We start from the raw sequence: 24,540 nt of genomic DNA, 5'->3' as shown, positions 1-24,540 counted from the left end.
TTATGAAAAACATCTTATTCCGTTTTCTGTATTTATTATTCTGTAGTCAGATATCATTAAGTCTATTTGCAATACCCCCTAAACAGACGATTTTAAAACCTTGGGAAAAGGGGGCGTGGGAAACCGGAAAGTATAGAAATCTTTTTGCAGAGGCTGGATATAACCAGAAGGATATTGATGCAAAGTTGGAAAACACGTTTAAAGGGGTATTTGAAGGGCCAAACAAAGTCTACTTTGAAATTGGTGATTCCATGGCCTATATATCTGATATAAAAAATCACGATGTTCGTACAGAAGGAATGTCTTATGGAATGATGATTGCCGTGCAATTTAACCGAAAAGATATTTTCGATAAGCTGTGGAGATGGTCAAAGACTTATATGCAGCATCAGGGTGGAAGCAGTGACGGTTATTTTGCATGGAGTTGCCAGACTTCGGGTAAGCGTAATTCAGCAGGTTCGGCTTCGGATGGTGAGCTATATTTCGTTACATCTCTAATTTTTGCCGCAAATCGTTGGGGAAATAATTCAGGAATCAATTATCATGCCGAAGCAAAACGAATTTTAGATGCCATGATGACTAAGACTGGTGAGAATGGGGTAACTAATTTAATTAATAAGGAACATAAACTTATAACGTTTGTACCTAGCAAAGGAGGAGATCAATTTACTGATCCTTCTTATAATATACCTGCATTTTATGAAGTTTGGGCAAAATGGGGTGGTGATGGGAGAGCCGATTTCTGGAAAGAATGCGCCAAGGCTTCCAGAGAGTATCTTCACAAGGCTTGTCATCCTAAGACTGGTCTTACACCTGATTATTCAGAATATAACGGAATATCTAAAGGAACATTCTTTCATCCCGGGGCACAGTTCCGCTTTGATTCCTGGCGTGTTCCAATGAACATAGCACTCGATTATTCATGGTCGGCTGCAGATAAAGAATGGCAGCAGCAATATGGAAATAGAATTCAGGATTTTCTGTATTCACAAGGAATAAATAAATATGTTGACCAATATAATATAGATGGAACTCCCGTAGAGAAGGTTTTGGGTGCCGGAGGTTATACAAAATTACGCCACTCTTTGGGGTTAGTTGCAACATCGGCTGCTGTATCTCTTACTACTACACATGAAAAGAGTAAAGAGTTTATAGATGCTTTGTGGAATGCTAAGCACGAACCTTATGAGGATGGATATTTTGATGCTTATTATGATGGATTACTTTATCTGTTTAGCATTATGCATCTGAGTGGAAATTATAGAATTATAGAATCATAAAAGAATTAAGTTGGTTGGTTTGGTTAGTTTTTAGAATTGTTTTTTTAAGAGAAAGGGCACTCCGTGAGGAATGCCCTTTTGTATACTTTTATTTAGATTCTTGATCTGTTTTATCCTTATCTAGATGATCTGATGCATATTCTGTTGGAGATATTCCGTAAAATTCCCGGAAAGTATTCGAGAAATGAGATAGATTACTGAACCCTGTAGCATAAGCCACTTCAGAAACGCTGATCTTTTTGCTCGATAGAAGTGATGCTGCTTGTTTCAATCGGATACCTTTGATGAAATCACGGGCAGACTGATTAGTCAGCTCTTTAAGTTTTCGGTGCATATGCACCCTGCTCATTCCGACATGGCTAGCCAGCATTTCAACATTAAGTGCCGAATCGGCTATATTTTCATTTATTACTTTTATTACTTTCTCCATAAGGACTTCGTCAGACGACTTCATCTTTATATCCTGAATCTTTATTTGCAGTTGTTCATTTCCATTAAACTTAGTCTTCAACCGTTCTCTGTTTTCAATTAAGTTTGCTACTGTAGATTTCAACAGTTCTGTATTGAACGGTTTCACAATATAAGCATCTGCACCAATTTCCAGACCCTCAATTTTATCTTCTGTTTTTGATTTGGCAGTAAGCAAGATAACAGGAATGTGACTGATATTTATATTTTGCTTAATCTTTTTGCAAAGTGTAATTCCGTCCATTTCGGGCATCATAACATCGCTGATTATTAAATCAGGCATATCCTTTAGTGCTGTTTCAAGTGCTTCCTTACCATTCTGACTTTCGCTGATTCTGTATTCACTGGCAAGTTCTTCTTTAATATACTTGCGTATTTCGTATTCATCTTCAACGATTAGAACCTTGAAACGAGTTCTCGATTTAATCTTCTTCTTTTCTGTGCCTTCTTCCAGCTCAAATTCTTCAACCATTTCTGCTTCTTTGTGGTGAGTGCTAGTAGAAACTGGTGATTCAAAATCTTCCGGATTCTCAAATTCTTCAGATTTCAGGTGGTCACAGCCTAAAGGTAGACGAATAATGAATCGGCTTCCCGTTCCTTCCTCTCTGTTTTCGGCCTTAATTGTACCGTGATGAAGTTCCACCAATGAACGAGATAGGTGCAGACCAATTCCTGTTCCGAAGTTAGAATTGGTAAGATCGTTGTTTATTTGATAGAAACGCTCGAATATCTGTTCAATCTTGTCGCTGTCGATACCAATTCCGTTATCGCTGATTACTATCTCAAAATATTTTTTTAATGCACCTCTTACAGATTCATCTTTGCCTGTTGATAACTCAACTTTTATTTCACCGTTCTCAGGAGTATATTTAAATGCATTCGATAGAATATTGAGAATAATCTTATCAAAGTTATTAAGGTCAATCCATGCTTTCAGACTTTCATCCTGATGGTAGAATGCAAATTGGATATTTTTTTTCTGAGCCTGATATTCAAATGTTGTCATTAGGTCGTCAATGAAACCAACAATGTCTGTTTCCCTGAACTTCATGTGCATCTGACCTTTGTCGAGCTTCCTAATATCCATTAGTTGATTGATAAGACGCAGAATTCGTTGAGCATTCCGATAAATCATCATGTAAGTTTTCTGCTTTTCTAAATCATTGTTCTCCTTAATGAGCTTTTCCAATGGATTGATGATAAGAGTCATCGGGGTACGAATTTCATGAGAAATATTAATAAAGAATTGCAGTTTGGCTTCGTTTATCTGTTCGGCGTGTTCTCTACGCATAATCTCCTGACGATGTCTCACTCTGGAAATAATATACATAGCTATGCTGTAAATCATAATTCCAATAAGCAAAGCATATATACATTTTGCCCACCATGATAAGTACCAGGGAGGAGTAATTATAATGGTTACTTCTTTGGTTGGAGATACATAGTCATTGTTTCTGGCTCTGAATTTAAACTTGTAAGTTCCCGGACTTAAGTTAGTGAAACTGGCTCTGTTCATTCCCGGACGAGTACTAATCCAGTTCTTGCTAAGTTCCTCCATCTGGTATTCGTAAACAATACGCTCCGGATTGCTAAAGTCTAAGACAGATAGCTCGAAACTAAAAGCATTGTCGCTGTATGAAAGAACAAAAGTGTCTTCGTCAATAACCGCTTTTGTTATAATATTGTTTCTGCCAGATTTATCACCTTCACGTACAGGCTTTTCAAAACGGTAGAAATCGGTTATAAACACATTCAGATTGCTCACTCTGTCACTTATCTCTTTAGGCTGGAAATAAGTAATACCCTTTATTCCTCCGAAGAATATTTCACCGTTGGCTGCTTTGAAGCCAGCTCCTCTATAAAATTCGTTACTCTGTAATCCGTCAAATGAATAGAAATTGATGAATTTCCGTTCATTACATTTAAATTTGGAGATTCCATAGTGAGTACTAAGCCATAAATTCTTCTGCTCGTCTTCGAACATAGAACATATTACATTACTAGGCAAACCGTCGTCTACCGTGAAATGAGTGAATGTTTTAGTATGTTTATCGAATGAAGCTAGACCTTCTGATGTTCCTATCCAGATTTTATGAGATGAATCTTCGAGAAGAGCAAAAACTACATCACCGGGCAGTTTATTATTCTTGCTTGAATAAGTGATATATTTTTTTGTTTTTGGATTATAGCAGCATACCCCTTTATACGTTCCAATCCAGATTAAACCTTCATGGTCCGAAATCACACAGTTAATCCAGTTACTTGGAACAATATTCTGTCTTAAATCCTTATCGTCTCTGCTTGATGGGTGATGAGTAAGCTTATTGCTTTTTAAATTGAGGCTGTATATTCCATATCCATAGGTTCCAATCCACAAGTTTTTGTTATTGTCTTCAGATATGCATGATACTCTATCGTTGGGTATATCTTTTTCTTTAGGAAACAAATCCTTTGCATATAAACAAGTATTATTGTTTCTGTTATATTTTTCAAGTCCATTAATATACGATCCCAGCCACAGATTGTTATTTGAATCTTCAAAAATGCTCATAATAGTATTAGCAACAGATGAAGACATATTAGTTTGTGTATAGTGTGTTGCTTTTTTCCCGTTTTCGCTGATACCGTAAAGTCCGTCATTATCGGTACCAACCCATATTGTATTGTTTTTGTCTTTAAAAATAGACATTACACAACTGGAACCAATATTGTTCTGTTTAAGTGATCTGTAACCAAAATAATTAAACTTATTCGAGTTTCCTGGAATAAAATAAACACCTTTCTGAAAAAGTCCAGCCCATAAATTACCTGCTCTATCTTCAATAATAGAATGTACTTTTGCTTTGGAGAAATCAAACTGTATAGTGTTTATTTCATAATCATCAATGATATTCTTATTATAATTATATGTTTTCAATCCCTGTCCGTCTGTTCCAATAAGTAATTCTCCACGACTGTTTATCAATAAGGACTTGATTCGGAGTTTGGTTGATGAATTTTTATAAGATATAGGAGCTAATTTTTGTGTTTTAGGATTAAAAACATTCAGTCCTCCGGAAAGTGTTCCGATAAATATATTCCCTTTTTTATCTTCACATATCGATGTAATGTTGTTACTCGTAATATTATCTGGAGCTTTTAGCAATCTGGCCTTTTTTGTGTACGGATTATAAATATTAAGTCCCTTGTTTTCAGAACCAATCCATAGCAGATGATTTGAATCTTCAAAAATATCAGTAAGGAAAGCACTGCATAGGTTCTTCGAAATTTTACTTTCAACAGTAAACTGTTTATCTCCTTTTTTAAGTGAGATTAATCCTTCGCCGGAGGTAGTCATCCAGATATCCCCATTTTTTGTTTCTAAAATAGATATTACCTGTGGATGTATTATTTGTTTGTCTCTGTGTACTATAACTTCAGAAAAGGAATCTTTTGCTCTGTTGTACAGCAATAAACCGTTAATGCAAGCTACCCAGAAGCGTCCCTGACTATCTTCATAGATAGTTTTTACATAGTTGTTTTTTAATGATGTATCATCTTTTAATATGCTTTTGTAGATGGTAAATTTTGTTCCATCATACTTATTGAGGCCATCTTCTGTTGCAATCCATACAAAACCCTTTTTATCCTGATAGATTTCATTGATTAAGCTATTCGAAATGTCTTTCTCAGTTGAATAAAATTTTTCTACTTGCGCAAAAGATTTTCCTGATGAAAAGAATATAATTATTAAATACAGGAAAAAACGTATCGTGTTTTTCATTGTGTGTTCTTCAATTTATGTACGATACAAATTTATAGAATTATTTAAATATATCACAAGAAAACGCAATGAAGTTACGTATGCAATAGTAGATTGTATATAAACTAAGATGTACATAAGCATATCTGAGAGATAAGAACTATACAAAGAAACACGCAAAAATAGTTGTTGTTTATGATTTGGCCAGAAATATGTTAGTGCCTCGTTTTAAGTGATGAACTTAAATATTAACGTGCTGAGATTTATGGTTTGTGAAAGAGAGAATGGAGAGTGAATATCCCTCCATTTTTAAAAGCATTATTTTATTTAAATATTAAAGAATCAAAGCTATAAAGTATTTAAATTGCTTGTAAATAACCTTAATGTAACATGAGTGATATAAAATGTAACTATTATAAAAGTTGATGTAACCTTGTTTCAAATTTAGGTTACTATTATTATCTGATTTTGAAAACTTATATTTTACCTTTGTTGTGTTGAGAAATGATGTTTAACGCCTTAATATATGAACTTATGAAAATTTAGAAAACCTTTAATCGCTATTTTATTAAAGAAGAAAGAAAGTTTCATTACTTATCACTAAATGATTATTTAATTATGAGAAACACTAATTTAACGAGGCCTTTAGGGCTTTTATTTCTATTTTGTATTATTCCCTTCTGGGCATTTGGCCAGAACATTGCTGTGAAGGGTGTTGTTAAAGACATTAATGGTGAACCGCTTTTAGGAGTAAATGTTCGCCAGGTTGGAACAACTGTTTGGTACTGTTACTGATATCGAAGGTAATTATTCTCTTCAGGTAAAGAAAGACGCTAAGCTTCTTTTCTCATTTGTAGGTTTTATCAACCAAACTGTAAATGTAGAGGGCAGGAGTACTATTAATGTAACCCTGAAAGAAGATAGTAAAACTCTCGAAGAAGTTGTTGTTATCGGATATGGTTCTCAACGTAAGGAATCTGTAACAGGTTCTGTTGCTTCTGTAAAAGGAGATGTGATGCGAGATGTTCCATCATCCAATATATCACAAGCTTTACAAGGACGTGTTGCAGGTGTGGATATGTCACAAACATCCTCTAAACCAGGTGCTTCAATGCAGATCCGTGTTCGTGGTACTCGTTCACTTAATGCAAGTAACGACCCGTTAATTGTACTCGATGGTCTTCCATTTGCTGGTTCTATCAGTGATATTAGCCCTAGTGATATAAAAAGTATTGATATCCTGAAGGATGCCTCTGCAACTGCCATTTATGGATCACGTGGTGCTAATGGTGTTATATTGATAACATCTAATAAGGGAAGCAAAGGAGATAAAGCAAAAGTTAGCTATAACAGTTATTATGGATTGAAAGAAGTGTTTGGGAAATATCCTATGATGAATGCTTCTGAATTTAAAAAACTTCGCACTGATGCTAATAAGTATACAATCGGTGTTGACGAATCAGAAGATGTAGATATTGATTGGCAAGACCTATATTATAGAACAGCTCAGGTAACAAGTCACGATTTAGCAATTTCAGGTGGTACAGAAAAGAGTAGCTACAATTTTGGTGCTGGCTACTATAAAGATCAAGCTGTGTTACCAGGGCAGGATTATACTCGCTATTCTGTTCGCGGCTCTTTGGATCAGGAAATTGGCAAATATTTCCGTTTTGGTTTCACTACAAACAATAACTTTGCTATTAATAATGGTAGTAATTTAGGTATTTACGGCAATATCAGTACTTCACCTATTTCTAACCCATATAATGAAGATGGTACATTGAAAAGAACAGTAAAGATGCCATTAGATGAAAACTGGGTATATACAAGAAAAACAATAGAAAATTTAGATGATCAGTGGATAGATCAGACTAAAGCTTTCGGATCTTATAACACTATATATGGTGAGGTAAAGGTTCCAGGTGTAGAGGGATTAAAGTATCGTGCTAATCTTGGTTTAAATTACAGACAGAGCAACGGTGGTAACTACACAGGACAAGGAGTATTCAATTCTACTGCCACAACTCCTTCAACAGCTTCTATAAGTAATTCACTTACAACAAACTGGGCTATTGAAAACCTTGTGACTTACGACCGCACTTTTGCTCAAAAGCATCAGGTAAATGTTGTAGCTATGTATTCTGCAGAGCAAACTCGTTATAACAGTTCACAAATTTCGGCAAAGAATATTCCGGCTGATGCCTTCCAATTCTATAACCTAGGACGTGCACAAGGAGAAATTACAGTTAATCCTGATTATCAAGGCTATCAAGTGAGTGGTTTGATGTCATGGATGGGACGTGCGATGTATTCTTATGATAACCGTTATATGATTAGTGCAACATTCCGTTCTGATGGCTCTTCAAGACTTGCTAAAGGCCACCAATGGCATACATATCCTGCTTTATCTGTTGGATGGAATATTAAAAACGAATCCTTTATGAAGGATGTTAAAATGATTGATGCTTTGAAACTCCGTGTGGGTTATGGAGAAACTTCAAATCAATCCGTTGATCCATACAAAACACTTGGACTTTTAGCTACTCGTCCTTACAACTTTGGCACTACAACTGCTACAGGTTTATATGTTTCTGAATTACCTAATCCTAAATTAGGTTGGGAATTCTCTAAAACATGGAACTATGGATTAGATTTCGCTTTTCTTGGTAATCGCCTGACTGGTACAATTGAGTACTATGTACAAAATACAGATAATGTTCTGTTAAGTGTTTCTCTACCTCCTACAGCTGGAGTTGGTAGTTACATGGCCAATATTGGAAAAACTCAGAATAAAGGTTTCGAATTATCTCTTAATGGTGTAATTCTTGACAATTTGAACGGTTGGACATGGGAAGCTGGTGTTAACTTGTATTCTAATAAGAATAAGTTAGTTGAACTTGCTTCTGGTGCAGATAGAGACGAAAGTAACTGGTGGTTTGTTAATCATTCTATTAATTGTATTTATGACTATCAGAAAATAGGACTTTGGCAAGATGGCGATGCTAATCTGCAAAAGTATGTACCTGGTGGAAATGTTGGTATGATTAAGGTAAAATACACTGGTGATTATAATGCTGATGGAACTCCTACAAGACAAATTGGACCTGCCGATCGTCAGATTATTGAAGTAGATCCAGATTTTCAAGGTGGTTTCAATACCCGCGTTGCTTATAAAGATTTTGATTTGAGTGTTGTTGGTGCTTTCAAAAGCGGTGGTGTACTTATTAGTACTCTTTATGGATCGTCAGGCTACCTCAATATGTTGACAGGTCGTAGAGGTAATGTTAAGGTAGATTATTGGACACCAGAGAATACAAATGCCAAGTATCCAAAACCAGGTGGTTCTATGGATGGTGATAATCCTAAATTTGGTAGTACACTAGGTTATTTTGATGCATCGTATCTGAAGGTTCGTACAATTACACTTGGATATAACTTTAAGCAAAGATGGGTGAAAAATGCAGGTATCGACAAATTACGTCTTTATTGCACTATACAAAACCCATTTGTACTGTTCTCTCCTTACAACAAAGAATCTGGCATGGATCCAGAAACCAACTCATACGGTAACGAAAATGCAGCAGTAACTAGTTACAATAAACGACTGCTTACTATAGGTACAAACACACCTTCTACTCGTAATTACTTGATCGGTCTTAATTTGACATTTTAAAATTATACAACAATGAAACGAATAAATATAAAAGCATATATAGGAACAGCTCTGCTTACATTGTCCTTGCTGGGATGTTCTGATATTCTGGATGAACAACCTCGTAGTATTTTTACTCCTGATTACTTTAAATCAGAACAAGGTGTTATGGGAGGATTAACCTCTATGTATGCCCATTTGCGCTACATATATGGACAAGCTTACTATTACAATTCTTGTTTGACAGGTACCGATGAAGTAACTTATGCTCAAAGTGCTGATGCAAACTTTAAGGATATGGACCTTTCAGGTGTGGGATCAATTACTCCATCAAGTAGCCGTTCAGATGCTCTTTGGGGAACTGCATTTACTAATATAAATACAGCTAGTGGTATAATTGAAAATGCAACAACTGTAGGAACTATTTCGAATGCACTGGTTGCTGAAGCTAGATTTTTCCGTGCGTTCGACTACTTTTTACTAGTGCAGACATTTGGTGGTGTACCTTTAGATTTAGGCGCAGGTGAACTAAAGTTTAACACTTCAGCTAGTCGTACTTCTGTTCGTAATACGGTGCCAGAGGTGTATACAAAAGCTATTTTTCCAGATCTTTTGACTGCAATTAATGATTTGCCAGCCGTAGGACGTGTAACAGGAAGTGCAACAAAAACTGTTGCTCGCCTATATTTAGCAAAAGCTTACCTTACATATGGATGGTGGTTGGAAAATCCAAACAAGATTCCTACTTATCCAACTTGTGATAGAACAGATCCTGATGGACACGATGCCAAATGGTATTATCAACAGGCATATAACGTAGCAACTGCTGCTATTGCTGATCCAGGAAATTTTGGTTTATTGTCTAACTTTTATGATGTAAACCTTGGATCAAACGATCGTAACAAGGAAATTCTTTTGTATGCTGATCACACAGAAACTAGTGAATTATATAATGGAGGTAGTCTAACTTATGGTAGTGGCGGTGCTCCAGATAACTTTGCTTGTTGGATGATGACATGGAATTATACAAACATCAGAAGTGCAGCTAAAACAGATTGGAGTTCTGTAGTAAGTTCTGTTCAACGTGAAGCAACACAACCATTGGGTCGTCCATGGACACGTATGTGCCCAACTATCAATGTAATTAAAAACACTTTTGCTGATAAGACTAATGATTCAAGATACGATGGTACCTTTACCACTGTATATAGAGGAAACTGGAATAGAGGAGGTGCAACTAATGCATCTTTGTATAATGCAAACAATATGCCAGTTGTACAGGGTGATGCAATTCTAACGTTCCTTGATGACGAACCTGCAACAGCTATTGATTACTCTAATTCAACATACAAGAGCAATATTGGTGCTGGTGTATTGCCAGGAAGAGCCGATTTTGTGATATCACCAAATGGAATAAGCAGAATTGTATATCCGGGACTTTGGAAAATTGGACCTTACCGTACAGACAATGGTACTGGATTAGGACAACCTAATGCCGGAAGTACTCGTCCTTTCAATATTGCTAAATTCTCTGAGCTATATTTCATCGCTGCTGAAGCGGCAGTGAAAGGTGCAACTACTACTGCTGGTCAAAGTGCCAGAGATTTGATTAATGTTATTCGTGCTCGTGCTGGTAAATGGCGTTGGAACAACAATGGTAATGCTGCTAAAGTGGAAGACCATAGTGCTGCTATGGTAGCTGCTACTCCTGCAACAATTGATATTAACTATATTTTGGCAGAACGTTCTCGCGAATATTATGGAGAAGGTTACCGTTGGTTCGACTTGGTACGTACTCAAAAATGGGCTGAACTTGCAGGTTCATACCAAATTTGTGGAAGCAATTATGGAGATCATACTCCTACAACAGTAACTCGTACAATCACTAGCAATTACTATTTGCGCCCAATTCCACAAGGTCAGATTGATGGTATGGAAATGAGCGCTGAAGAAAAGGCTGCTTATCAAAATCCTGGATACTAATAGTTTTTAAGGATTTACTGAGAATAGATAACCTTATTGGGTTATAACCTCATAAAATGGCTGATTGGAAATTGAACTACAGTCTGATTTCTGATCAGCCATATTTTTAATAATTAAGGTAATTCTACAATGCTATACATTCGTACTCTATTTACAACATTGGCTTTATTGCTGGTAACTTCTTTTGTAAATGCAGATAATACTAAAGCTCCTTATCTGGCAAAGAAAGATGCTGTATCTCAGCTTATTGTAAATGATAAGCCTTTTTTAATTTTAGGTGGAGAACTAGGAAATTCATCAGCGTCTTCCATTGACGATTTAAAATCGATATTTCCAAAACTTCAGAAGATGGGACTCAATACTGTTCTGGTTCCGGCTTATTGGGAACTGATAGAGAAAGAAGAAGGTAAGTATGATTACACACTCACAGATGAAGCTATTAATCTGGCTCGCAAACACAATTTGAAAATTGTTTTTCTTTGGTTTGGCTCATGGAAAAACTCTATGTCTTGCTATGCTCCTTTATGGATAAAAGAAAACTCAAGGAAGTATCCTCGTGCAGTAACTAAATCGGGCAAACCACTCGAAATGATGAGTGCTTTTTCGGAATCTAATCTGAATGTTGATAAACGTGCTTTTTCTCATTTTCTGAATCATTTGGCAGAATATGATAAAGAGGACCAAACAGTAATCATGATTCAGGTTGAGAATGAAATAGGTATGCTTGAAGATGCCCGTGAGTACGGAAAAGTAGCCGATCAGAAATTTGCTTCTGATGTTCCGGCTAGGTTTATTGATTATCTGAAAAAGAACAAGAATACCCTTCAGCCTTCATTGCTGAAAAGGTGGAAGGATAATGGATTCAAAACTAAAGGTTCGTGGACCGAAATTTTTGGCGAGGGGCTTGAAACCGACGAACTGTTTATGGCTTATGCTTATGCCGAATATGTTCAGCAAGTTGCTAAGGCCGGAAAAGAGAAATATAATATTCCCATGTACCTGAATGCGGCTTTGAACTCAAGAGGCAGAAAGCCGGGTGCCTATCCAAGTGCTGGTCCGCTGGCACATTTACTTGATATCTGGAGATTTGCTGCTCCTGCAATTGATATACTTGCTCCAGATATTTACGATCCGGGATTTCCTGATTGGATCAAACAATACCAAACTAACGGCAATCCTTTGTTTATTCCCGAAATCAGACTCGAAGAAGCTGATGCAGCCAGGGCTTTTTATGCTTTTGGAGAACACGATGCTATGGGATTCAGTCCGTTTTCTATAGAAGACGTTCCCAATCCGGAGAGTTATCCGCTGACGAAGAGTTATTCTATTCTTCATCAGCTTAATTCATTACTGATTGAAAAACAAGGGTTGGGCAAAACCAATGGAGTTATTTTCGATAATGTGAATAAAGAAAGGATTATTGAACGAAATAATTACAGGTTTATTTTCAGACATGATTTTACATTAGGCTGGAGTCCGCAGGCAAAAGATGGTAGTATCTGGCCTGAAACAGGTGCATTAATTATAGAACTTTCTCCCACAGAATATATTGTTGCCGGTACGGGTGTTGTACTTAGCTTCGAAAGCATTGCCGGAAATAAAAAGGCTGGTATTGGTTATATTGACCAGATTAAAATTACTGATGGTAAAATTGTTCCTGTCAAAAGATTGAATGGAGATCAAAGTCACCAAGGAAGGCACCTTCGTATCCCCGTAGGAGAATGGGATATTCAATATGTGAAACTATACGAGTATTAATAACTGATGATAATATGAGAATAATTAAAGCACAAAAGTACTGCAAATATCTACTCCTTGCGTTTGGGTTGATAAGTCTTGGAACATCGAGTGCCAAGATACCTCCTTACAAGAACACTTCTCTGAGTTTTGAGAAACGTACTGAAGACTTGGTATCCAGAATGACGTTGGCAGAGAAAGTTGAAATCGTACGGTATGATTCGCCCGCGATTCCCCGACTAGGTATTCCGGCTCATAACTTCTGGAATGAATGTTTGCATGGGGTTGCCCGTTCGGGTAGAGCTACAGTTTTTCCTCAAGCTATTGGCATGGCATCTATGTGGGACAGCAATGAAATGTTTACCATTGCCAATGCAATTTCGGATGAGGCTCGTGCTAAGCACCACGAATATGCTTCACGAGGGAAAAGAGGCATCTATCAGGGTTTGACTTACTGGACTCCTAATATTAACATCTTCCGTGATCCACGTTGGGGCAGGGGAATGGAAACGTATGGTGAAGATCCTTATCTTACAGGTGAACTGGCTGTTCCTTTTATCAAAGGCTTGCAGGGCGATGATTCTAAATACTATAAGCTGATTGCAACAGCCAAACACTTTGCTGTGCACAGCGGACCGGAATCTACCCGTCACTCATTCGATGTATGGCCTAATGATTATGATATGGCAGAGACTTATACTCCACATTTTAAGAAAACAGTAACAGATGCTAAGGTTTACTCTGTGATGTGTGCTTATCAGAGTTTTCGTGGCGCGCCCTGTTGTGGTAACAAGTTTCTTGAAGGAATGCTTCGTAATCAGTGGGGATTTAAGGGATATATTGTTTCCGACTGCTGGGCTATCCGTGATTTTTATGAGAAAAAAGGGCATCATATAGTGGCTACTCCCCAGGAAGCTGCAGCTATGGCTATCAAATCGGGTACCGACCTCAATTGCGGTGATACTTATATCCATTTGGCAGAAGCTGTAAAACAAGGATTGGTTACAGAAAAGGAATTGGATGTTTCTGTTAAGCGTATTATCCTTGCACGTATGAAGCTGGGACAATTCGATCCACAGGAAATGGTGAAGTACTCTAAAATTCCATATAGTGTGGTTGATAGTAAAGAACATCAGACTTTGGCTGATGATGCAGCGCGTAAGTCTATTGTGCTGCTGAAGAATAATAATAATCTGCTTCCTTTAAGCAAAAATGTGAAAAAGGTTGCAGTGATTGGTCCTAATGCTGATGATCTTGAAGTTTTGCTAGGAAATTATAATGGTTATCCAACCCATCCTAAAACTCCGCTGACCGGACTTCGTGAAAAGCTTCCTAATGCAGAAGTAACATTTGCACAAGGTTGTCAGTTGGCCGAAAAACTTCCATACTTCACCGCTGTTCCTACAGATTATCTTTATACTGATGCAACTATGCAACAGAAAGGATTGAAGGCTGATTACTATAACAACAGCAATTGGAAAGGTGCAGCGGTACATTCACGTATTGATAAGAATGTAAATTTTATCTGGCGTACAACACCTCCTTTTAAAGATTTGAAATATGATCACTTCTCTGTAAAGTGGAGTGGAGTACTTGTTCCTCCTGTTACCGGTGAATATGCATTGGGAGGTGAAGGCTTCTCCGGATTTAATCTTTATGTGAATGATAAGCTGATTAGTCAATGGAATGATATTCATCACCCAAGAAAATTGTATGAGCTGATGACTTTAGAGGCTGGCAAAGCTTATAATATTCGTCTGGAATATACTCAGAATAATACAGAGTATTCTATTATGCGATTCTTGTGGGATACTCCTAAACCAAACTTGAAGCAGGAAGCTATTGAACTTGCTAAATCATCGGATGTGGTTATTCTTTGCATGGGGCTTAGTCCGCTGCTAGAGGGTGAGGAAATGCCGGTGAAAGTTGAAGGATTTTCAGGGGGCGATCGTCTGGATATTAAATTACCAAACACTCAGACCGATCTTATCCGTGAGATTCAGAAACTGGGAAAACCTACCGTGTTGGTTTTGCTCAATGGTAGTGCACTTGCCTTTAATTGGGAGAACGAAAATATTCCGGCTATTGTTGAGGCCTGGTACCCTGGACAAGGTGGTGGAAAAGCTATTGCCGATGTTCTTTTTGGTGATTATAATCCGGCTGGACGTTTACCGCTTACTTTCTATAAATCAATTGATCAGATTCCTGCTTTTACCGAGTATGATATGACTGGCAAGACTTACCGTTATTTTAAGGGTGAACCTCTTTATGAGTTTGGTTACGGATTGAGCTACTCTACTTTTGAATATGCACTGAAGAATGTTCCTTCGACCATTAAAGCCGGAGAAAATATAAAAGTAACAGCAGAAGTGAAAAATACCGGAAAGCTAGATGGCGATGAAGTAATAGAACTTTATGTATCTCTTCCTGACAGCAAACTAAAAACAGCTATCCGTTCTTTGCAAGGATTCAAACGTATTCATCTGAAAGCCGGTGAGGTTAAAGAGGTTGAATTTGAACTGAAACCAATCCAGATATCAGCTCGTAATAATGATAACTTTGCGGTGGTAGAAGCTGGAACAGTACAAATATCTGTTGGTGGAAAACAACCCGATGCTAAATCGATTGCTTCCAGACAGGTCGTTCAACAGAATATTCAGGTAACAGGTAATACTTATTATATTCAGGAATGATATAACTATAAATACTCCACAGACTTTAGTCTGATGAATAGAGAAGGAGAGAGGGTGAATCGTTTTGAAACATCCTTTTTCTTGTTGAATTGAATAATTTTTCTCTTTTATGATGTGAATAAAACTCTTGTAACAAAGATTTGTTATATGAAATATGTATATCTTTGTTTCACTTTAAATATGAACGAATGAAAAACTTTCTGTATAGTTTATTCTTATTTTTGATTCCAACTCTAATATATGCTGAGGATGGATCTAAGTTGTGGCTTCGTTATCAGCCTCTTTCCGCCAAACAAGTAAAAAGTCTTTCAATGGTAATTTCTTCCGTTCTGATTGAAGAACCGGGAGATTGTACTGCAATTACCGAATTGCAATATGCCTGGAAGCAACTCACAGGAAAAGAATTGCCGGTTGCTGCTTCATTGAAGGACTATTCACTCGTAATTGGTACAGAAAAAAGCAAACTTATTCAGTCTTTAGGATTGCAGAAAGAGTTGCAGACGTTAGGCAGTGATGGTTTTATTATCCGTACAATGAAGTCGAAGGGTAATAGAATAACCGTGATTGCCTCAAAGGGCGAAAACGGATTGCTATATGCCGTTTTTAATCTGTTAAGGAACATTCAGCTTTATGTACCTTCTTCTAATATTTTAAGAACAATACAACTTGGATCTTCTCCTTTTACCTTTGATATAAAGGAGGTTCCTTCTTATAAAATAAGGATATTGAACCATTGGGACAATCTGGATGGAACGATAGAACGAGGGTATGCCGGACATTCTCTGTGGAAATGGGATGAACTTCCGGGTAAATTATCTCCCCGATACAAAGAATATGCCCGTGCCAATGCTTCAATAGGAATTAATGGTACGGTTCTAAATAATGTAAATGCCAGTCCCGAGATTTTAAGTAATGCCTATTTGCAAAAAGTCAAAGCTTTGGCCGAGGTGTTTCGTCCTTATGGCATCCACGTTTATCTTTCTGTGAACTTCTCTTCTCCGGCAGCTTTGGGTGGACTTTCTACTTCCGATCCGTTGAATGAGGGTGTGCAGCAATGGTGGAAGGATAAAGCTAAGGAAATCTACGGATTAATTCCCGATTTTGGAGGCTTCCTGGTGAAAGCAAATTCAGAAGGACTTCCCGGACCGCAGGACTTTGGACGTACTCATGCTGATGGAGCCAATATGCTGGCTGATGCACTGAAACCTTATAATGGAATTGTGATGTGGCGTGCCTTTGTCTACAAATCGAGTATGGAAGACAGAGCCGGACAGGCATATAATGAATTTACTCCGCTCGATGGAAAATTCCGTTCCAATGTTATTCTTCAGGTGAAGAATGGTCCGATTGACTTCCAGCCACGCGAGCCATTTAGTCCGTTGTTTGGTGCCATGACACGAACAGCACTGATGCCCGAGTTTCAGATTACGCAGGAATACCTTGGAGCTTCCAATCACTTGGTTTATCTTGCTCCGCTATATAAAGAATGTCTGGAAAGTGATACTTATTGCTCAGGCGAAGGTTCTACTGTTGCCTGGGTAACAGACGGGAAACTATTCCCACATCCGCTTACAGCCATTGCCGGAGTTGCGAATATTGGTGAAGATGCTAACTGGTGCGGACATCAGTTTGCTCAGGCCAACTGGTATGCTTTTGGTCGCCTTGCATGGAATAATGAACTCACTCCAGAGGTGATTGCTGATGAATGGATAAAACAGACATTTAATCAACAGAAAGAGTTTGTGGAACCGGTGAAGGAGATGATGCTTGCTTCCAGAGAGGCAGCGGTAAACTACATGATGCCTTTGGGACTTCATCACCTGTTTGCATGGGGACATCATTATGGTCCAGAGCCTTGGTGTACTGTTCCTGGAGCACGTGCCGACTGGCTTCCGTCATACTATCATAAAGCTGATACTTTAGGCATTGGTTTCGATCGTACATTAGATACAGGTAGTAAAGCTGTGGGACAATATTTCGTTCCATTGCGGAATGATTATAACAAGCTAAAAACTTGTCCGGAGCAATATCTTCTCTGGTTCCATCATGTGCCTTGGAAATATAAAATGAAAAGCGGACAGACGTTGTGGAATGAACTTTGCTATACGTATGACAAAGGAGTGCAGCAAGTAAGGGGATTTCAGAAAACATGGGATAAAATGGAATCGTTTGTTGATGCTCAGAGATTTCATGAAGTACAGTCCCGTCTAAAAATTCAAAGCAAGGATGCAGTTTGGTGGAAAGACGCTTGTCTGCTTTACTTCCAGACTTTCTCACGTCAGCCCATTCCTTACGACATTGAACGCCCCGTGAATGAACTCGACTCTTTAAAGAAGATAAAACTGAATTTATTACATCATAATTAGAATTATAAGAATGGAAAAAACCTGGAGATGGTTCGGCAAAAACGATAAGATTACGCTGGCCATGCTTAGACAAATTGGTGTGGAAGGCATAGTAACCGCCTTGCACAATATTCCGAATGGTGAAATTTGGACACTCGAAGCGATCAATGAACTTAAAAATTATATTGAAGCAGCAGGCCTTCGCTGGTCGGTTGTGGAGAGTCTGCCGGTAAGCGAAAGCATTAAATATGCCGGAGCAGACAGAGATCAGCTTATTGCCAACTACAAAGTGAGTCTGGCTAATCTGGGAAAAGCAGGGGTAAAGACTGTATGCTACAACTTTATGCCGGTAATAGACTGGATTCGTACAGATCTTGAACACCCATGGGCCGACGGAACCAGTTCACTTTATTTCGATAAGATTCGCTTTGCATACTTTGACTGTAATATTCTGAAACGAGAAGGTGCAGAAAATGATTATACAGCGGAAGAATTGGCAAAGGTGAATGAACTGGATAAAACCATTACCGAAGCAGAGAAGGACGATTTAATTAACACCATCATTGTAAAGACTCAGGGATTTGTAAACGGAAACATTAAAGAAGGCGATCAGAATCCGGTTGCTATCTTTAAACGCTTACTGGCTTTGTATGATGGTATAGACAGGGATATGCTTCGTGCCAATATGGTATATTTCCTGGAACAGATTATGCCGGTGTGCGATGAATATGGAATAAACATGTGTGTGCACCCAGATGATCCTCCTTTCCAGATGCTTGGCTTGCCACGTATTGTTACAGGAGGGGCAGATATAGAATGGTTCCTCAATGCGGTGAACAATCCTCATAACGGACTTACTTTCTGTGCCGGATCCTTAAGTGCCGGACTACATAACGATGTGCCTGCATTGGCAAGGAAATTTGCTTCCCGCACTCATTTTGTACATTTGCGAAGCACGGAAGCAACCCCCGAAGGAAACTTTATGGAATCGTCTCACCTTACCGGACGTGGACATGTTATTGAGCTAGTTCGAATCTTCGAAAAGGAGAATCCGGGTTTGCCTATGCGTGTAGACCATGGCCGACTGATGCTTGACGATGGTGACAAAGGCTACAATCCGGGATATTCTTTCCACGGACGTATGTTTGCACTTGCTCAGGTTGACGGAATTATGGCAACTGTGAGAGATGAATTAATGAATAAGTATTAGAATATAAAATAATATTAGTCAGTATGAACGAATTATTTAATATAGCTGGAAAAGTAGCTATCGTAACCGGAGGTTCAGGTGTATTGGGCAGTAATATATCACGCAGCTTATTGGAAGCAGGCGTAAAAGTGTTTATTATTGGTGGTCACCAGGAAAATGTAGATAAAGTATTGGAAGAGTTCTCTTCATTAGGAGAAGTAAAAGGTGCTGCCTGCAATGTACTCGATATAGAGCAGGTTAAAAAGGTAAAAGAAGAAATCCTCAATCTATGGGGTAAAATTGATATTCTTGTAAATGCAGCCGGAGGAAATATTCCGGGCGGAACAATCAGTGACGACAAGAGCATATTCGACATGAAAGTTGAAGATATGAACAAGGTGGTAGATTTAAACCTCAATGGTTCTATTTATCCTTGTCTGGTTTTCGGTGAAGTAATGTCTAAACAGGGATACGGAAGCATTATCAACGTATCTTCAATGGCTACTTTTGCTGCATTAACCCGCGTTCCTGGATATTCTATCGCAAAGAGCGGCATTGAGATCTTTACCAAATGGCTGGCAATGGAAATGGCTACAAAGTTTAGCGAAAAGATCAGGGTAAATGCTATTGCTCCTGGCTTCTTTATCGGTAATCAGAATAGAGCAGTTCTTATCAATCCTGATGGTTCACTGACCGAACGCAGCAAGAAAGTACTTGCAAAAACTCCTATGAAACGCTTTGGCGATATCAAAGAACTCAACGGTGCTGTTCAGTTCCTTTGCAGTGATGCTGCCAGCTTTATAACAGGCGTGGTTCTGCCTATTGATGGTGGATTCAGTTCCTTCAGCGGAGTATAATAGTATACATATTCTTATAAAAAGAAAATCTCAGTAAGGCTATTCTTGCTGAGATTTTCTTTTTATAAATAGTTTATTCTGTTTTTCTTTTTATAAAATCTGGTCTATTGATTGCAATATCTAATCTAAAAGATGGCATGTTACTTATTTTTCCGATATTTGTGATATTGAAAAACTAAATACCATGAAGAAACATCTTCTTTTTATATTTCTATCTCTTTTCTCTGTGGCTCTTTATGGTCAGAGCTTGCTAAATGTTAAGCATTACTCTGTGCAGGATGGATTGTCTCAAAAGAATATTCAGAACTTCATACAGGATGATAATGGTTATATCTGGATGGCTACATGGAATGGACTGGAACGTTTTGACGGGTATATGTTTCGTAATTTTAAAACTTACCCCAACAGTTCAGTTCGCATAGCGAATCATCGATTTATAAAAATTATAAAGACTTCATTAAATAATATATGGTGTCTTACCTACGATAATAGGTTGTATCTGTTCAATACTCACCAAAATAAATTTGAAGATATCACTTCTTACTCCAAAAATCTCATCAACTCTATTTCAAATGTGCATGTTTTAAATAATGGAATTTCCTGGGTTATAGGAACTCAAAAAGAATTATATCGTATTGATGAAAAGAAATTCCCTTCCTCCGATGCTGTTCAGTTGTATACAAACCGTGGTAATTTGGGAGATGTTATCTACAATATATTGCAGGATAAAGATGGAGACGAATGGATATTGACCAATAACGGGACAATGATTGTTGGAAAGAAAAAGATTGCAAACCAGATGCCTTTTCAATTCATGGTAGAAACATCTGCGGGTATCTATTTGGCAACTTCAAAAGGATTCTTTGCAAGGTATGACAAGATTAGTAAGAATGTGCTGCCTTGTGCGCCACAAAAGCCAATCGCTGTGATTCGTGGTCTGGAGAAACTTAATGATAATAAAATTGCAATTCTTCAGGAATTTGGAGTCATCATCTATGATCTGCGGAAAAAGAACTTTAAGCCATTTAATGTACCAATAGACATTAGATCTAATTTCTTTCAGGATAGATCTGGCATAATATGGTTGCTAAGTAATATTGGTAAAGCTATTCGTCTGGATTATCAGACAGGAAAGATTGATTTACTTGATTATCCTAAGTATAAAGAGTTACCCGGAGATATTCAACGGCCTTTTATACATGGAGATGAATTTGGTACCGTATGGATAAAGCCTTCAGATGGTGAACTATGTTTTTATAACAAAGAAACGCGACGTTTAGAGCAGGCATACGTAACTGATTTTGGAGTTAAGTCTCTTACTTCAATTCAGGTATCCAGCTATTTTATAGACAAGCATAAGAATATATGGTATGCAGATGGGAATGGCTTTGATAATATCTCATTCCGCCAGAAGAGTTTCGATTATCTTTCTAACGAATATAGCAAGAGTGTTGGTCGTGCCATTATGGAAGACCGTAAAAAACGTCTTTGGATTGGATGGAAACGTAATAATAAGGGACAAGATGGTATTGTTTCTTTGTATGATTCGAATAATCGCTGGATAGGAAATTTATCAAAAGAAGGAGAAATATCACCTGATCATTCAACTAGATTTTATAAAACAGATGTGTATTGCATCTATGAAGATAGGGGAAATAATATTTGGATAGGTACAAGGGAAGAGGGACTTTTCCTGCTTCGCCCCAAAGGAGATAAAAGCTACCAGATTACTCGCTTCTTACCTGATAAGAATGATAAATTTAGTATTTCTTCCAATGCTATATATTCAATTATTCAGGATTACAGAGGGCGAATGTGGATTGGTACTTACGGTGGAGGTATTAATTTGATTAATAATATTCAGGGTAACGGAAAATTGCGTTTTATTCATTCCGGAAATATCCTCAATAATTATCCAAATCATCTGTGTGACAGAGTACGTTGTCTGTACGAAACAAAAGATAAAGAGCTTTTGATTGGTACTACAGGTGGACTACTTTCTTTCTCGTTAAACTTTTCACGGCCCGAGACTATACGTTTTTATCACAATATATGTGGTGAGCGTTATTCAAGTCTGAGCAATAACGATGTTATGAACATCTCTCAGACCCGAAGTGGAAAATTATTTCTCACAACATTAAGTGGAGGAGTCAGCTTATTGCAAAGTAAAAGTTTTCTGTCAGAGAATCTTGAGTTTAAGCATTACAATGCAACAAACGGGCAAGTTTCTGATTTGTCGCTTTCAACCATAGAAGATTTGAAAGGAAATATCTGGGTTGTTTCCGAAAATAAACTGCTAAAGTTTGATGCTCGGATGAACCTGCTGGAGGAATATAGTGATCAGGTGCAGATGTCCGAAGCCAAACCATTGCTTTGTTCGTCGGGAAAGCTGGCCTTTGGTTCAATGTATGGTGTGTTGTGCATATCTCCTCAAGGTGTTCATAAAAGTAGTTATGTTCCTCCCATTGTATTTTCACATCTGGATATCTACCTCAATAATGCCTCACGCCGACAGGATATTTGCAGTAACGAGGCACAAATACTGGGAGCTAAAGAACGCAACTTTACAATAACTTTCGCAGCGTTAGATTATGTAGATTCACATGCCATTAAGTATGCTTATCGCATTAAGGGGCTGAATGATCATTGGATTGTATTGGGAAACAATCGCTCGGCTAGTCTGGTAAACGTGCCTGCCGGTGATTATGTTTTCCAGGTAAAATCAACAAATGCAGATGGAGTATGGGTTGATAACGTTACTTCTTTACCTATTCATATAAAACCTACTTTCGGAGAAACTGTCTGGGCTATTATATTGTATATAATATTAGCCATTGCAGTATTGTTGTTGGTTGGCTATTTTGTTATGCGAATGACTAACTTGAAACGCCGGGTAGATTTTGAACAACAGCTCACTAACCTGAAACTGCGTTTCTTTACCGATATTTCTCACGAACTTCGCACTCCTTTAACGCTTATTGCCAGTCCGATAGAAGAAGTTATCAGCAACGAAAAGCTCACAGAGGAAGGAATGGAAAATATGCAGGTTGCCAAACGAAATACGGAGAGAATGCTTAGGCTGATTAATCAGATACTCGATTTCCGTAAAATTCAGAATGAGAAAATGAAAGTTTATGTGGAACAGGTAGATGTTGTTCCGCTGATAAAAAAGATTTTTGAGAACTTTCAGCCTATGGCTCATACACGAAACATTGATTTCAAACTTAGTTGCGATGTTGAATCAATTGTTATATATACCGATGTTGATAAGTTAGAGAAGATTCTCTTTAACCTGTTGTCTAATGCATTTAAATATACTTCCAATGAGAAAAGCATAACGCTTTCTGTTTCCGGTGAAAAGAATGTATTGTATTTCAGTGTAAAAGATGAAGGACGCGGTATAAATACTCAGAAGATAAATCAACTGTTTGCTCGTTTTGAGACTTTAAATGATTCCGATCCAAGTATTTCAACCGGTATAGGACTTTCTCTGGTTAAAGAACTGCTGAACTTATTGCATGGAACCATCAAGGTTGAAAGTAAACTTGGTGAAGGAAGTCTTTTTTCTGTGAAACTTCCCGGCAGTTATGAGGCTTTTAAAGATGATGCAAATGCAGAATTTATTTTGAGCGACAGCGGAAAGAGCGAAATACAAAAGGAAGAAGAGATTATAACTGACACAGTTCCCGAAGAAAAAGAAATCCGGATTCTGATTATTGAAGATAATGATGAGTTGCGCCATTTTATTTCTAATGTTCTGAGTAAGGACTATGTAGTGCTTGAAGCGGTGAACGGCAAAGAAGGACTGGATATTACTCATGCTGAGATTCCTGATATAGTAGTAAGCGATATTATGATGCCCGAAATGGATGGTATTGAATATCTGAAGGCTGTGAAGAATGATAGCAATATCTGTCATATTCCTGTTATTCTATTATCTGCCAAGTCGTCTTTGAACGATCAGATTCATGGATTGGAATATGGTGCCGACGATTATATGACGAAACCTTTCAGTGCTACTTATCTGAAAGCAAAAATAGATTCACTGTTGAAACAGCGACAGTTGCTTTATGATTTTTATACATCTAATAAAACAAAAACCGCGAAAGAAACCGTTACTCTTGATCGGATAACTCCTTCAACGCCCCAGCTAACTCATTTTGATGATGATTTTATCAAGAATATAGTTCAGAGCGTAGAAGATAATATCCAGAATCCAGACTTCAGAATAGACGATTTAGCTGATGCTATGAGAATGAGCAGAACGGTTTTTTATCGTAAAGTGAAATCTCTCATGGGTGTTTCTCCGGTAGATTTTGTTAAGAATATGCGTTTAAAGAGGGCCATCCAGCTATTGGAGCAAGAGACTTATAATGTTTCGGAAGTTGCATATATGAGTGGCTTTACAACTCCTCAATATTTTAGCAGAGTGTTTAAGGAGGCTATGAATTGCACTCCCAAAGAATATATGACCCGTAAAAAGTAAAAAGGCTGTTTTGTGAATTGAAAAATAGTCCGGTTACTATGTAAAGTCAGAAAAGATAAGTAAAAGCACCAATATTACAACTTGTTTTTATTGCGGAGTCATATTTTT

At 37.7% G+C, this 24,540-nt stretch carries 9 protein-coding genes and 1 pseudogene; 9 read left to right on the top strand and 1 reads right to left on the bottom strand.

The features are described from left to right. Positions 1–2 precede the first annotated feature (2 nt). A complete protein-coding gene (locus tag BUC21_RS14765) occupies positions 3–1,280 on the top strand; it encodes a family 8 glycosyl hydrolase (RefSeq protein WP_073403812.1) in 1,278 nt (425 codons plus the stop codon). A gap of 88 nt (positions 1,281–1,368) precedes the next feature. On the opposite strand, the gene BUC21_RS14760 is transcribed toward BUC21_RS14765, so the two are convergent. Further along, on the bottom strand, positions 1,369–5,511 hold the full coding sequence (locus BUC21_RS14760) for a hybrid sensor histidine kinase/response regulator transcription factor (protein ID WP_073403810.1): 4,143 nt from the start codon (positions 5,509–5,511) through the stop codon (positions 1,369–1,371). Between the two features lie 597 nt (positions 5,512–6,108). Between BUC21_RS14760 and BUC21_RS14755 the strand changes: the two are divergent. The 8 genes and pseudogenes from BUC21_RS14755 (at position 6,109) to BUC21_RS14720 (ending at position 24,432) form a co-directional block, all read left to right on the top strand. Continuing rightward, a pseudogene (locus tag BUC21_RS14755) lies at positions 6,109–9,163 on the top strand (SusC/RagA family TonB-linked outer membrane protein). Between the two features lie 12 nt (positions 9,164–9,175). Then, on the top strand, positions 9,176–11,125 hold the full coding sequence (locus BUC21_RS14750) for a RagB/SusD family nutrient uptake outer membrane protein (RefSeq protein ID WP_073403808.1): 1,950 nt from the start codon (positions 9,176–9,178) through the stop codon (positions 11,123–11,125). Positions 11,126–11,254: 129 nt separating this feature from the next. After that, positions 11,255–12,883 carry a GH35 family beta-galactosidase gene (locus BUC21_RS14745; RefSeq protein WP_073403806.1) on the top strand — a complete coding sequence of 543 codons (1,629 nt, stop codon included), beginning with the start codon at positions 11,255–11,257 and terminating at the stop codon, positions 12,881–12,883. 14 nt (positions 12,884–12,897) lie between these two features. Beyond that, entirely contained in the window at positions 12,898–15,555 is a 2,658-nt protein-coding gene (locus BUC21_RS14740) for a glycoside hydrolase family 3 C-terminal domain-containing protein (protein WP_073403824.1), read from the top strand. 188 nt (positions 15,556–15,743) lie between these two features. After that, on the top strand, positions 15,744–17,921 hold the full coding sequence (locus BUC21_RS14735) for an alpha-glucuronidase family glycosyl hydrolase (RefSeq protein WP_073403805.1): 2,178 nt from the start codon (positions 15,744–15,746) through the stop codon (positions 17,919–17,921). Between the two features lie 10 nt (positions 17,922–17,931). Beyond that, on the top strand, positions 17,932–19,110 hold the full coding sequence (uxuA, locus tag BUC21_RS14730) for a mannonate dehydratase (RefSeq protein WP_073403803.1): 1,179 nt from the start codon (positions 17,932–17,934) through the stop codon (positions 19,108–19,110). A 23-nt stretch (positions 19,111–19,133) separates the two neighbouring features. Then, positions 19,134–19,946, top strand: a complete 813-nt coding sequence (locus BUC21_RS14725) for an SDR family oxidoreductase (RefSeq protein ID WP_073403801.1) — start codon at positions 19,134–19,136, stop codon at positions 19,944–19,946. Between the two features lie 184 nt (positions 19,947–20,130). After that, the gene (locus tag BUC21_RS14720) at positions 20,131–24,432 is read left to right on the top strand and encodes a hybrid sensor histidine kinase/response regulator transcription factor (protein WP_073403799.1); all 4,302 of its coding nucleotides are present in this window, start codon (positions 20,131–20,133) and stop codon (positions 24,430–24,432) included. Positions 24,433–24,540: the final 108 nt, after the last annotated feature.

Source organism: Bacteroides luti (assembly GCF_900128905.1).
Classification (GTDB): Bacteria; Bacteroidota; Bacteroidia; order Bacteroidales; family Bacteroidaceae; genus Bacteroides; species Bacteroides luti.
The sequence above is the reverse complement of the archived record's forward strand: the minus strand, read 5'-3'. Positions and strand labels throughout refer to the sequence as shown.

Coding starts and splice junctions, on each gene's coding strand:
- BUC21_RS14765 (WP_073403812.1), top strand. CDS start 3: ATGAAAAACATCTTATTCCGTTTTCTGTATTTATTATTCTGTAGTCAG.
- BUC21_RS14760 (WP_073403810.1), bottom strand. CDS start 5,511: ATGAAAAACACGATACGTTTTTTCCTGTATTTAATAATTATATTCTTT.
- BUC21_RS14750 (WP_073403808.1), top strand. CDS start 9,176: ATGAAACGAATAAATATAAAAGCATATATAGGAACAGCTCTGCTTACA.
- BUC21_RS14745 (WP_073403806.1), top strand. CDS start 11,255: ATGCTATACATTCGTACTCTATTTACAACATTGGCTTTATTGCTGGTA.
- BUC21_RS14740 (WP_073403824.1), top strand. CDS start 12,898: ATGAGAATAATTAAAGCACAAAAGTACTGCAAATATCTACTCCTTGCG.
- BUC21_RS14735 (WP_073403805.1), top strand. CDS start 15,744: ATGAAAAACTTTCTGTATAGTTTATTCTTATTTTTGATTCCAACTCTA.
- uxuA (WP_073403803.1), top strand. CDS start 17,932: ATGGAAAAAACCTGGAGATGGTTCGGCAAAAACGATAAGATTACGCTG.
- BUC21_RS14725 (WP_073403801.1), top strand. CDS start 19,134: ATGAACGAATTATTTAATATAGCTGGAAAAGTAGCTATCGTAACCGGA.
- BUC21_RS14720 (WP_073403799.1), top strand. CDS start 20,131: ATGAAGAAACATCTTCTTTTTATATTTCTATCTCTTTTCTCTGTGGCT.